This is a genomic window from Mycobacterium gordonae, assembly GCF_017086405.1.
Taxonomy (GTDB): domain Bacteria; phylum Actinomycetota; class Actinomycetes; order Mycobacteriales; family Mycobacteriaceae; genus Mycobacterium; species Mycobacterium gordonae_D.
This window is the reverse complement of record NZ_CP070973.1, coordinates 6,555,633-6,568,084: the sequence shown is the minus strand read 5'-3', so window position 1 is coordinate 6,568,084 and position 12,452 is coordinate 6,555,633. Positions and strand designations below refer to the sequence as shown.

General features: G+C 64.8%; 12 protein-coding genes. 10 read left to right on the top strand and 2 right to left on the bottom strand.

From position 1 onward, the window contains the following. Positions 1-14: 14 nt before the first annotated feature. Positions 15-1,094 (bottom strand): ferredoxin--NADP reductase, encoded by a 1,080-nt coding sequence (locus JX552_RS28275; protein ID WP_205875094.1) that lies wholly within the window; start codon positions 1,092-1,094, stop codon positions 15-17. Positions 1,095-1,240: 146 nt separating this feature from the next. On the opposite strand from JX552_RS28275, the gene hsaA reads away from it, so the two are divergent. From hsaA to JX552_RS28250, 5 genes are all read left to right on the top strand, one after another. Then, on the top strand, positions 1,241-2,425 hold the full coding sequence (hsaA, locus tag JX552_RS28270) for a 3-hydroxy-9,10-secoandrosta-1,3,5(10)-triene-9,17-dione monooxygenase oxygenase subunit (RefSeq protein WP_205875092.1): 1,185 nt from the start codon (positions 1,241-1,243) through the stop codon (positions 2,423-2,425). Beyond that, on the top strand, positions 2,422-3,297 hold the full coding sequence (hsaD, locus tag JX552_RS28265; RefSeq protein ID WP_205875090.1) for a 4,5:9,10-diseco-3-hydroxy-5,9,17-trioxoandrosta-1(10),2-diene-4-oate hydrolase: 876 nt from the start codon (positions 2,422-2,424) through the stop codon (positions 3,295-3,297). The genes hsaA and hsaD overlap by 4 nt, the downstream gene beginning before the upstream one ends. Then, on the top strand, positions 3,294-4,196 hold the full coding sequence (gene hsaC / locus JX552_RS28260) for an iron-dependent extradiol dioxygenase HsaC (RefSeq protein ID WP_205875088.1): 903 nt from the start codon (positions 3,294-3,296) through the stop codon (positions 4,194-4,196). Before hsaD ends, hsaC begins: the two co-directional genes overlap by 4 nt. 9 nt (positions 4,197-4,205) lie before the next feature. After that, positions 4,206-4,772 carry a 3-hydroxy-9,10-secoandrosta-1,3,5(10)-triene-9,17-dione monooxygenase reductase subunit gene (gene hsaB / locus JX552_RS28255; RefSeq protein ID WP_205875086.1) on the top strand — a complete coding sequence of 189 codons (567 nt, stop codon included), beginning with the start codon at positions 4,206-4,208 and terminating at the stop codon, positions 4,770-4,772. A gap of 184 nt (positions 4,773-4,956) precedes the next feature. Beyond that, complete coding sequence (locus JX552_RS28250) at positions 4,957-5,565, top strand: hypothetical protein (protein ID WP_205875084.1); 609 nt, start codon at positions 4,957-4,959, stop codon at positions 5,563-5,565. 34 nt (positions 5,566-5,599) lie between these two features. On the opposite strand, the gene JX552_RS28245 is transcribed toward JX552_RS28250, so the two are convergent. Continuing rightward, on the bottom strand, positions 5,600-7,342 hold the full coding sequence (locus tag JX552_RS28245) for a GMC oxidoreductase (protein WP_205875082.1): 1,743 nt from the start codon (positions 7,340-7,342) through the stop codon (positions 5,600-5,602). A 319-nt stretch (positions 7,343-7,661) separates the two neighbouring features. Here JX552_RS28245 and JX552_RS28240 point away from each other — a divergent pair, with 319 nt between their 5' ends. The 5 genes from JX552_RS28240 to JX552_RS28220 are packed head-to-tail and all read left to right on the top strand — an operon-like array spanning position 7,662 to position 12,452. Then, positions 7,662-8,567: an MlaE family ABC transporter permease gene (locus JX552_RS28240; RefSeq protein ID WP_205875080.1), complete on the top strand. Its 906-nt coding sequence runs from the start codon at positions 7,662-7,664 to the stop codon at positions 8,565-8,567. Then, positions 8,567-9,451 (top strand): MlaE family ABC transporter permease, encoded by an 885-nt coding sequence (locus tag JX552_RS28235; protein ID WP_205875078.1) that lies wholly within the window; start codon positions 8,567-8,569, stop codon positions 9,449-9,451. The genes JX552_RS28240 and JX552_RS28235 overlap by 1 nt, the downstream gene beginning before the upstream one ends. Before the next feature lie 3 nt (positions 9,452-9,454). Next, positions 9,455-10,447, top strand: coding sequence for an MlaD family protein (locus JX552_RS28230; protein ID WP_205875076.1), 993 nt, complete (start codon positions 9,455-9,457; stop codon positions 10,445-10,447). Then, on the top strand, positions 10,444-11,448 hold the full coding sequence (locus JX552_RS28225) for an MlaD family protein (protein WP_205875074.1): 1,005 nt from the start codon (positions 10,444-10,446) through the stop codon (positions 11,446-11,448). Before JX552_RS28230 ends, JX552_RS28225 begins: the two co-directional genes overlap by 4 nt. Next, positions 11,445-12,452 carry an MlaD family protein gene (locus JX552_RS28220; protein ID WP_205875072.1) on the top strand — a complete coding sequence of 336 codons (1,008 nt, stop codon included), beginning with the start codon at positions 11,445-11,447 and terminating at the stop codon, positions 12,450-12,452. The genes JX552_RS28225 and JX552_RS28220 overlap by 4 nt, the downstream gene beginning before the upstream one ends.

Here is a 12,452-nt window from a genome sequence, read left to right as displayed (position 1 = left end):
ACCTATCCCCGCGACTACTCGTCGTAGGTCACTTCTACCGAATCAGATTCCGGGTGAGATTGACAGGCCAGAATCAGCCCGTCGTCGAGGTCCTGCTGTTCGAGCACATCGTTGACCTCCATGCTCACTTTGCCGCTGCGCACGGTCACGGCGCAGGCGCCGCAGTGGCCCTCCCGGCAGGAGAACGGCGCGTCCAGCCCCTTGGCCAGCAGCACGTCGAGCAGCTTGGCGCTGCGCGGCCAGGACACGGTGTGGGATTCGCCGTCGAGTTCCACTACTGCGGTCGCCGGTGCCTCGTCGCCGTCGTCCTCGATCTTCACGGCCGCGAAGGGATCCGACTCGAGCGACTTGAACACCTCGATGTGCACTTGCTGCGCAGGGACTTTCAGTGCTTCCAGGGCAAGCCGTGCCGCCTCCATGAAAGGTCCGGGCCCGCAGATGAACGCCGAGCGGCTGGTGAACGGGGCGGCCAGCGCCGCCAGCGCGGCCGCGCTCGGCAGGCCCTGCAGCGATTCCAGCCAGTGCACCACGGTGAGCCGGTCCGGGTACTTGGTGCCCAGCTCCCGTAGCGCATCCCGGAAGATGACCGAGCGGTCGTCGCGGTTTGCGTAGACGAGAGTCACCTGCCCGCTGCCTTCGGACAACGCCGACTTGCAGATCGACATGATCGGGGTGATGCCGCTGCCGGCGGCCAGCAGCAGGAAGTCGCTGTCCAGCGTCTTGGGTACGAAGGTGCCGGACGGGGCGAGCACGTGGATGCGCATGCCCGGGTGTGCGTGCTCGCACAGCCAGTTCGACGCGTAGCCGCCGGCGGTCCGCTTCACCGTCACGGTCAGCGAGTCGTCGGTGAATGGCGAGCTGCACAGGGAGTAGCAGCGCGCCACCGAACCGGAGCGGTCGCTGGGCACCCGCAGCGTCAGGAACTGGCCGGGCGCGTAACGCAGCCGCTCGGGCGGGACGGCCGCATCGCCTGGCGCCTCGAACACGAGCGACCGTGCGTCGTCGGTTTCGGCGACTACCTCGGCGATCTGCAGCTCCAGCACGTGGTCGCCGAGCGGCTCGTCGGGCGCTTGGTCCAGATCCGCCTCCGTCAAGGCGCTTCCTCTCTTCGGTCTTAACTAGAACATGTTATAGAAAACCCGATTCGCATCTCTACCAGCCGCAGGAATACCCTGCTCGACACAAATCGGAACGTGTTCTAGTCTCTCTGTAAGTCAGCACTCCCAGGAGGCATACGTCAGTGACCACTATTCAACAGCGTGATGCGCAGACGGTCCTAGCTGCCATCGATGATCTGCTGCCGCGGATCCGGGAGCGCGCTCAGGCCACGGAAGATCGGCGCCGGCTGCTCGACGAGACCGTGCAGGAACTCGACGACATCGGCTTCTTCACCCTGCTGCAGCCCGAGCAGTGGGGCGGTCTGCAGTGCGAACCCGCATTGTTCTTCGAGGCGGTGCGCCGCCTGGCCAGCGCCTGCGGGTCCACCGGTTGGGTGAGCTCGATCCTGGGTGTGCACAACTGGCACATGGCGCTGTTCGACCAGCAGGCCCAGGAGGAGGTCTGGGGACAGGACGCCAGAACCCGAATTTCTTCGTCGTACGCCCCGATGGGCGCCGGGGTCGTGGTCGACGGTGGCTATCTGGTCAACGGGTCGTGGAACTGGTCATCCGGCTGCGACCACGCCACCTGGGCCTTCCTTGGCGGTCCCGTCATCAAGGACGGCCGCCCGGTCGACTTCGGCAGCTTCCTGATTCCCCGCACCGAGTACCGCATCGACGACGTGTGGCACGTGGTCGGGTTGAAGGGCACCGGCAGCAACACCGTCGTCGTCAAGGACGTCTTCGTGCCCCGGCACCGGTTCCTGTCCTACAAGGCGATGAACGACGGAACCGCCGGCGGTTACCGGACCAATACCGCTCCGGTTTACAAAATGCCCTGGGGCACAATGCACCCCACTACCATCTCGGCGCCGATCGTGGGCATGGCATACGGCGCCTACCAGGCGCACGTGGAGCACCAGGGCAAGCGGGTGCGCGCCGCCTTCGCCGGCGAGAAGGCCAAGGACGACCCGTTCGCGAAGGTGCGCATCGCCGAGGCGGCCAGTGACATCGACGCCGCCTGGCGGCAGTTGAGCGGCAACGTCGCCGACGAGTACGCGCTGTTGTCGGCCGGCCAGGAGATCCCGTTCGAGCTGCGGGCCCGGGCCCGCCGCGACCAGGTGCGCGCCACCGGGCGTGCGATCGCGTCGATCGACCGGCTCTTCGAGGCATCCGGCGCCACCGCCTTGGCCAATGACGCACCGGTGCAGCGTTTCTGGCGGGATGCACACGCCGGCCGGGTGCACGCTGCCAACGACCCGGAACGGGCGTACGTGATCTTCGGGAACAACGAGTTCGGGTTGCCGCCCGGCGACACGATGGTATGACCGCGACAGACGAGCTGACGTTCGAATCCACCTCGCGCACTGCCGAAGTCGACGTCGACGGGCCGCTGCAGCTGCACTATCACGAAGCGGGCGCCGGTAACGACCAGACGGTGGTGTTGTTGCACGGCGGCGGCCCTGGCGCGTCGAGCTGGTCGAACTTCTCGCGCAACATCGCGGTGCTGGCGCAGCAGTTCCACGTGCTGGCGGTCGATCAGCCGGGCTACGGGCACTCCGACAAGCGCGCCGAGCACGGGCAGTTCAACCGCTACGCGGCCCGCGCGCTGAAGGGGCTGTTCGATCAGCTGGAGTTGGGACGCGTTCCGCTGGTGGGCAATTCACTCGGTGGCGGCACCGCGGTGCGGTTCGCACTGGACTATCCGGACCGGGCCGGCAAGTTGGTGCTGATGGGGCCGGGCGGCCTGAGTGTCAACCTGTTCGCGCCTGACCCCACCGAGGGGGTCAAGCGGCTGGGCAAGTTCTCCATGGAGCCCACCCGGAAGAATCTCGAGGCATTCCTGCGGGTCATGGTGTACGACCAGAAGCTGATCACTCCGGAGTTGATCGACCAGCGTTTCGAGTTGGCCAGCACCCCGGAATCGCTGCAGGCGACCCGTGCCATGGGAATGTCGTTCTCCGGAGCCGACTTCGAGCTCGGCATGATGTGGCGCGAGGTGTACAAGCTGCGCCAGCCGGTGCTGCTGATCTGGGGGCGGGAGGACCGCGTCAACCCGCTGGACGGCGCGCTGGTGGCACTCAAGACCATCCCTAGGGCCCAGCTGCACGTTTTCGGGCAGTGCGGGCACTGGGCTCAGGTGGAGAAGTTCGACGAATTCAACAAACTGACGATTGATTTCCTAGGAGGTGCGAGATGAGCATTCGGTCATTGGGCTATCTGCGCATCGAAGCCACCGACATGGCCGCGTGGCGCGACTACGGCCTGAAGGTGCTCGGCATGGTCGAGGGCAAAGGTACGGTCGACGGTGCCCTCTATCTTCGGATGGACGACTTCCCGGCCCGGCTGGTGATCGTTCCCGGCGAGCAGGACCGGCTGGCCGAGGCCGGCTGGGAGTGCGCGAATGCCGAAGGGCTGCAAGAGATCCGGAACCGTCTTGAAGTCGAGGGCACGCCGTACAAGGAGGCCACCGCGGCCGAACTGGCCGAACGCCGGGTCGACGAGATGATCCTGTTCAACGACCCGTCCGGTAACCCGCTGGCCGTCTTTCACGGCGCTGCCCTGGAACACCGCCGCGTGGTCAGTCCCTACGGGCACAAGTTCGTCACCGAGGAGCAGGGTCTGGGTCACGTGGTGCTGACCACCCGCGACGACGCCGAGGCGCTGCACTTCTACCGCGACGTGCTCGGTTTCAAACTGCGCGATTCGATGCGGATGCCACCGCAGGTGGTGGGCCGGCCCGCCGACGGTGCCCCGGCGTGGCTGCGGTTCTTCGGCTGCAATCCCCGGCATCACTCGCTGGCTTTCCTGCCGATGCCGACGCCGTCGGGCATCGTGCACCTGATGGTCGAAGTGGAGAACTCCGACGACGTCGGCCTGTGCCTGGACAGGGCCCTGCGCCGCAAGGTGCCCTTGTCGGCCACGTTGGGCCGGCATGTCAACGACCTGATGCTGTCCTTCTACATGAAGACACCAGGCGGCTTTGACGTCGAATTCGGTTGTGAGGGAAGGAAAGTCCAAGACGAAGGCTGGATTGCGCGGGAGAGCACCGCGGTGAGCCTGTGGGGTCACGACTTCTCCGTCGGCATGCGTGGCTAGCCTCGAGGAATGACTGCTGCGCCGATTGACCCGCGCGCGTTCCGCACCGTGCTGGGTCAGTTCTGCACCGGGATCACCATCATCACCACCGTGCACGACGACGTGCCGATCGGCTTCGCCTGCCAGTCGTTCGCCGCGCTGTCGCTCGACCCGCCGCTGGTGTTGTTCTGCCCGACCAAGGTGTCGCGGTCCTGGCAGGCCATCGAGGCCAGCGGCCGGTTCTGCGTGAACGTGCTCACCGAGGCGCAACAACACGTGTCGGCCCGATTCGGTTCTCGAGAGCCCGACAAGTTCGCCGGGATCGACTGGCGCCCTTCGGAACTCGGCTCACCGATCATCAACGGGTCGTTGGCCTACATCGACTGCACGGTGGCGTCGGTGCATGACGGCGGTGACCACTTCGTGGTGTTCGGCGCGGTGAACTCGCTCTCCGAAGTGCCCGAGATCAAACCGCGCCCGTTGTTGTTCTATCGCGGCTCCTATACCGGAATCGAACCGGACAAGACGACACCGGCCCAGTGGCGCGACGATCTGGAGGCCTTTCTGACTACCACCACGGACGACACCTGGCTTTAGCCGTGGTGTCAACAGGCTTTACGTGTGCCGAGTGAAACTTTTGGCGCCGCGAATTTGTCCACCGGTGTGATCGTAAATTGTTGCAAAATTAGACAAAATTGTCTTTTGAAGAAGCTGTTCCATTTCTGCTATTGCGCGGTTAACATCTGGGCCATCTTGCTCCGCTCACAGAAAAGGCCACCGAATGTCAATTGAAGCAACCGAGTCGCGCGTCTCCGAGCTCCGGAAGCGGGAGGCGGCAGAAGAGGCCTGGCAATGGATCGTCGACCTCAAAGAACAGGCGAAGTCCGACAGTGCCGCGGCAGCGGCGGAACTCGACGCGATCTTCCGCAAGGGGACGCCGCCGGGCGACCTGGACGGACCCACGGACGGCATCCTCGTCATGACGACGACGAATCCGCTCGTCGACGCCGCGGCACGCTTCGTGACCGGCTTGTGGATGCCCTGGCAGGGTAAGCGCTTCGACCTCTCGGCCGGCACCGGCGACAACCGGATGACCTCCAATGCCAAGCTGCCCTCGAAGTTGCTGTGGCCGCTGTACAAGATGAAGGACGCCGCCGACGGCAAGCTCGCCTTCGACTTCAAGACTTACCAGGATGCCGGCAAGCAGGACCCGGATGTGCAGGTGATGGTCATCGACTATGCCGATGTCAAGGAAAACCCCTACGTGATCATCCGTAGCATCCGCGACGAGTTGGTCGAGGTGGTGCCGGGCACGTATCTGGGCAAGATCCTGTTCCGCCTGCCCCGCGACCGCTACGAGATGATCGGCTTCTTCGCGCTCCGCACCTAATTTCGTGCGGGGTTTCGTGCGGGCCCGGCGTGGTCTAGGCCCGGTCGTCGCCTTCGACGGCCGGGTCATAGCCGGGCAGACCCAGATCCTCCCGCATGAGATCGGCCGTCCGCTCGGCGAACATCGAGATGGTCAGGAACGGGTTGACCCCAATGGCGCGCGGAATCACCGACGCGTCGCACACGTACAGCCCGTCGTAAGTGCCGCCGTCCGGCCGGAACACTCGTCCCGCATGGTCGACCACACCCGCGTCGACATTGTCCGCCGTGGTGCACCCGCCCATCGGATGAGCGGTGATCAGGTGCTTGCCCAGAAAGCGCTTGTCCCAGCGCGGGTTCTTGATGTAGGTGCCCCCGATCGCTTCGACCGCCGGCCGCATGACGGCGTCCACATCCTTGTAGACGAGTTCGGTCGGAGCCCCCGGCCAGTCGATCTTGACGGTGCCGTTCTTGCGCAGCACCAGCTCGCCGTCGGAATTGTCGTGAACCATGATCAGAAAGCCCAGCGAGTGGTTCATCGCCCCGTCGGTGTTGAACGTGATGTCCCGGCGCCACCGGTCGAGCTTGGCCTTGCGGTAGTCGCGGTAGCTGGTTGCCGCCAACCCCATCAACCCGAAGCGGAAGCTGTCGATCAGCGCGCGAGGCAACGACAGATCCTGCACCGTGAAACGTTTACGCAGGTCGGACTGGTCGGCACCGAAACGCATCGCGGCGGTGATGCTGGGCCCGCAGGCCAGCAGGGACCGCGGTGGCCCATCGGTGGTGGCCCAGGTCTGGGTGTCGGTCTGCATGTCGGTGTTGTAGGCGATGCCGAAGTTGTCGCCGTTGCCGCTGAAGTTCTTGCCGAGCCGGGTGGACAACTGCAACCCCGCCTGGCTTGAACGCAGCAGGATCCCGTTGCTCCCCAGCGTGCCCGCAGCCACCACCACCTGCCGCGCGATGACCGCGGTCTCCTCACCGCCCTTGCCTCCGGTGCGACGGGTGATCACACGCCAGCGGCCGTCGTCGGTTGGCTCGACCCGAAGCCCCTCGATGCCGGTGAACAACTCGACGCCGAAGTGCGCGGCCATCGGCAGGTAATTGGTCATCAGGGTGTTCTTCGAACCGGTGTTGTCGCCGGTACCGTCACCGCCGTGGTTGGGGCAGCGCCTGCGCTGCACGCCGTATTTCGTCACCCGGTCCTCGGTGCTGACGGTGAGGTTGAGTAGCTGCAACTGGGCGCCGGCGTTCTTGGCGATCTGGGTGAAGGCGTCGACCCGGCGCAGCGGCACGTTTTCGGCGTACGGCGCCGCGCCCAGCATGCGCCGGGCGCGCAAGAAGTACTCCTCGAGGCCGCCGACGCCTTCCCGCTCCTGCTCCACCAGCCGCTGGAACTGCTTGGGCCACGACGCCAGGAACACTTCGCGGTCCGGCACGATCGCCACGTTGAAATTGATCAGCGAGGTGCCGCCCAATCCGTTCGCGTGGATGACGTCGATGGTCTTGAAGCGTTCGAGTTCGATCAACCCCAGTGGGTTGAGCGGCGAGCGCAGCTCGGCCGCCGCCGCCTTCTCGGTCTCGGGGAAGGTGCCGGTCGGATGCTCGGAGCCGCGCTCGAAAACCGCGATGCTCAGTTTGCCGCCGGCTCGTGCGTTTGCCACCCCGAGCCGCGCGGCGGTGATCGCACCGCCGTAACCGGACCCGAGGACCACCACGTCGTAGTCGTTGCGCAGTGCGTCCGGGTGAGTTGCCAGCGTCGCGGCTCGTTCCAGGGCCGTTCGGGAGAGTGATGACTCCATGACGGCAACCTCCAATGTCGGGGACCGGTAAATGTGTAGCGCAGCCTAAACCCGTGGCGGCTCGCATACCACAGTTCTTTCCAAATTGGACGAGAATCTTTTCAGATTTGACGCGGGGGCGTTTATCGAGGCTTCACGGCGGCCACGTAAAAAAGGTTTACATCCGAATTCGAGTCCCTATGTCAAAGCCTTGGACACCGAACCGCGGCGCAGAAGAAATAACGGTTGGGACTCGCTTTAATAACGCACGGTGTTGTACTGTGCGATCCACTAACAACGTCAGTTAGTCCAAACTTCCGTGTGATCCCGGGGAACCGCCATGTCTTTTTCGTCTGCCTGCCCAGTTGCGGTCGGTGTGCCGACGGACGCGGCGGTCGCATCCGAGGCGCCTGTCGCGCGCCGCCGCAGCGCTCCGAGGATCGTCAGGGCGGGCCGCCGAGCGGTGCGAAAAGCCGACGGATCGCTGCAGACGCTCGGCCGCTTCTTCGACCTGGCCGTGCAGTCCGCCGTGTACCTGATCACCGATCTGTTCCGGCTGCGTCACCCGTGGCGGGACACGCTCAGCCAGGCGTCGTTCATCGTCAGTGTCACCGCGATTCCCGCCCTGCTGATCTCCATTCCGTTCGGCGTCATCGTTGCGGTCCAGGTGGGCAGCGTCATTCAGCAGGTCGGTGCGACCTCGATCTCCGGCGCGGCCGGCGGTCTGGGCGTCATCCGGCAGGCCGCGCCGATCGTTGCCGCGCTGCTGCTGGGCGGCGCGGCGGGAGCTGCGGTCACCACCGACCTGGGCGCGCGCAGCATTCGCGACGAGGTCGACGCGCTGCGGGTGATGGGCATCAACCCGGTGCAACGCCTGGTGACGCCGCGCTTGGCGGCGATGATCATGGTGGCCCCGTTCCTGTGTGTCTTCATCATCTTCATGGGGCTGTCGGCAGGCTACGTGATCAATGTGGCCTTCCAGTCCGGCACCCCGGGCAGTTACATTGCCTCGTTCGGATCCTTTGCCACCACAGCCGATCTCGTCGTTGCGCTGTTGAAGACATGGCTGTTCGGCGTGATCGTCACCTTGATCGCCTGCCAACGGGGGCTGGAGGCCAGGGGCGGCCCGCGCGGAGTGGCTGACGCGGTCAACGCCGCCGTCGTGCTGGGCGTGGTCGCGGTCTTTCTGCTGAACCTGGTGATCACCGAACTCGTCACCACGCTGATGCCGACGAAGGTGGGCTGATGGCGGGGTATGTGGCAAGGCCGGCGCGGTACCGGCCCGGTGGTGGGGCCGCAGTGCTGCGGCTGCCGCTGGGGGTCGCCAACCGGGGCCTGTCGTTCTTCGAGCGTCTGGGGCATCAGGCCAGCTTCCTGATCCTGGCGCTGGGCGCGATACCGCGCACCGTGACCCGCTACCGGCGTCATACCGGGGCGATCCTGGTCGACATGATCTGGGGCAACGGTTCATTGATCGTCGGCGGCGGGACCGTCGGCGTGTTGGTGTTTATGGGCGCGGCGATCGGAGCGTCGGTCGGAATCGAGGGCTACGCGGCTCTGGACATGGTCGGAATGGGTCCGCTGACCGGCTTCATCTCCGCCTATGCCAACACCCGGGAAATGGCGCCGATGATCGCGGCGATCGGATTCGGCGCACAAGCGGGCACCCGGATGACCGCCGAGATCGGCGCGATGCGGATCTCCGAAGAGATAGACGCCCTTGAGGTGCAGGGGATTGCCTCGATTCCCTACGTGGTCACCCCGCGTGTCATCGCCGGCGTCATCACGATCGTTCCGCTCTACCTGATGTCGCTGGTGCTGAGCTACCTGTTCTGCTCCCTGGTGGTCAACGTGATACACCACCAGTCGTCGGGCACCTACTACCACTATTTCGACGCGTTCATCCAACCGTCCGACGTGCTGCTTTCGGTGATCAAGGCGGCCATCTTCGTGCTGCTGATCGTTGCGATCCATTGCTACGAGGGCTATTACGCGGCCGGCGGTCCCGAGGGCGTGGGCCAGGCTTCGGGCCGCGCGATCCGGGCCAGCCTGATCTCGGTGGTGGTCGCCGACATGGTGCTCACGTTGGTGTTCTGGGGCAACAACCCTGGCCTGAGACTTTCGGGGTAGCGCATGACGATTCGTGCCCTGGTCGCGCGACGGGCGACCGCGACCACCTTGAGAATTCGCGGGCTGGTTGTCGCCATCGTGTTGGCGGTGCTAGGCACCGTGCTGTACCAAACCGCGCAAGGCGACTACGACGATACTTTCAGACTGACCGTGATCGCCAACACCATCGGTGAGGGCCTGGGGCCGGGCGCCGAAGTCAAGTTTCACGGTCTGGCCATCGGCTCGGTCAAGGAGCTGGAATCGGTCGGCTACAACAGGCAGCGGATGACGGTGGTGCTCGATCCGAACCAGGCCCGCGCGCTGACCACCGACACCAAAGCCAGATTCACCTCGTCAAACGTATTCGGCACCGCCGCAGTCGAACTCGTCAGCGGCGGCGACGGGCCACCGTTGCGGTCAAACCAGACCCTGGTGATGAGCGCCGACGTGCAGGCAGCATCGATCACCGGTCTGTTGCGGCAGGGTCAGAAGCTCAGCCGCAGTTTCGACAACCCGGAATTCGAACACGTCATCGACGTGCTGCGTCGCCACGCCGACATCGTCGAGCCGCTGGCCCGAGCGGGGTCGGATCTGGCCAAGATCATCGCTGACACCGACACCATGCCTGTCGCGCAATCACTTTCGGTGCTGGCATCGTTCGTCAACGGGCTGGGTGACGCGCTGCCCGTGGTTGGACTGAGCACCAACCTGGTGGACGGGTTGACCCCCCTGGTCAGCCCCGGCGGCATCGAGCGGACCAACCTGGTATTCGGCCAGACCGGGCAGTTGCTGATCGATGTCGGACAGCTCGCCGCGCAACACAACACTTGGATCGTCCAGTTCGTCAACGCGGTCATGAACATCGGCATACCGGCGTCCTTCGCGGCCGGCAGTCTCGCCCCCGCCTACGACCGGCTGTCCAGCCTTGTCGACCGCGCCGACAGCGCCCTGATCGTGGTGGACGGACAGGTCCGGCTGCGCACCGAAGTTTCCCTGGACGGCGGGCCGCGACGATGAGAAAGCTTGCCAGGCCGGTCTTTTGGCTATCGGTGTTCACCGCGGTGGCGACCGTGTGCGCGATCCTGCTGCTCACCGCGCTACGCAGTCCGGTCAACGGCGTGGTCTCGCACTACACGGCGACATTCACCGACGTATCCGGGCTGGATGTGGGCAACGACGTGCGCATCTCCGGCGTGCAGGTCGGCAAGGTGAAGGCAATCCGGCTCGACGGCCGCACGGCCAAGGTCGACTTCAGCGCGCTCAATGAGCATCCGGTGTATCGCAACACCGTTGCGGCCGTCCGTTATCAGAACCTGCTGGGCCAGCGCTATATCGAGCTGGTTCAGACGTCCGCGGCTGGCGAACGACTGCCCAACGGTTCGAACATCCCGGTCGGCCAGACGGTGCCGTCATTCGATATCACCAAGCTGTTCAACGGGTTCCGGCCGGTATTCCAGACCCTCGACGCGGCCCAGCTCAACCAGTTCGGGGAGAACCTGCTACGGCTCATCCAGGGCGACGACACCGGAATCGGGCCGGTGCTGCGAGATCTGGACGTCATCTCGAAGTACGCGGTCAATCGGCAGGCCGTCATCACGATGCTGTTGCACAACCTAAGCGACCTGTCACAGGATCTCGGCGGGAAGTCGCAGCAGTTGTTCGACCTCATCAACGCACTCAACGGTGCGCTGTCGACGTTCACGTCCAAAGCCGAGGAATTCCGCACTTCGATCGACATCGAACTGCCGATGATGCGCAGCCTGGTCCGGGTGCTGCAAACCGCGGAGCGCGGTTTCGACGCATCGACGTCTCCGTTGTACGGCCTGACCACCCGGCTGTTCCCACAGACACCGACGGTGATCGCCGGGCTGTCCCTGACCCCCACCCTGATCCAGGGGTTGCGGGATTCTCTGGTTGACGACGAGCGTCCGGCGTTTACCTGCTCGAACGGCGAGATGCTGCTGCCCGGCATCGGCCAAGTATCCTTCGCCCAGCAGGATTTGGTGGTATGCCGATGATCAGCCTGCGGAACCGTCGCGTGCTCGACGATCGCGGCGAGGCGGTGCGTAATCGCCGGCTTGGCGTCGTGGGTGTGTTCGCCATCGTGGTCGCGTTGGTCACCACCGGGCTGGCCTACGTCAACCCGGCGGGACAGGCCAGCTATACCGCGCACTCGGCCACCTCCGGTGGGGTGCGGGTCGGCGATGAGATCCGGGTAGCCGGAGTGCCGGTGGGCAAGGTCACCGGCGTGCGGCTGAACCGGACGCTCGTCGAGATGACGTTCGACGTCGATCGGTCGGTCTCCATCGGGACCGATTCGACGTTGGACATCCGGCTGCTGACCCCGCTCGGCGGTCATTACGTGGCGCTCGATCCGCACGGAAGTGCACCGTTGGGCCACAACACTATTCCCCCCCAGCGGGTCAAGACCCCGTTCGAGGGAAACGACATCATCCAGGCGGTCACGCCCTTCCTGCGGGATGTCAACGGCCAGGTCATCCACGACACGTTCACCGAACTCGCCAGCGCGACCAACAAGTACCCCGACGCGCTGCGCGAGATCCTACAGTCTGCCAACGAGTTGACCGGATCGCTGAGCAAGATGAGCGGTGACTTTCATCGCGGCCTCGATTTCGTCAACGACGCCAGTAGCGCGTTCGCGTCCGGGCGTCAGCAACTCACCGCTCTGATCGAGCAGTTCGCGCTGGTAGGGCAGCGCTACACCACCAAGTCGGTCGATATCGTCGAATTCTTCACCCTGCTAGGTGAATTGACCCGCATCATCGACCGGGTCATGGTGTTCTACAACCGTGAGTTGGCACCGTCGATCAATGGCATCGACGACATCGTCACCGCACTGGTGGCCCACCCGGAGCGGGTCGGCAAGGCCAGTGAGGGCCTGACTCAGATCGTCAATGTCCTCTTGCCGATGCTGCAAGGACACGGCGTGGTCGTGGACCAGAGCAATCGAGTCGTGCATGCTCCGCCCGTATGTCTGCCCAACATGGTGAAGCAGTGCTGA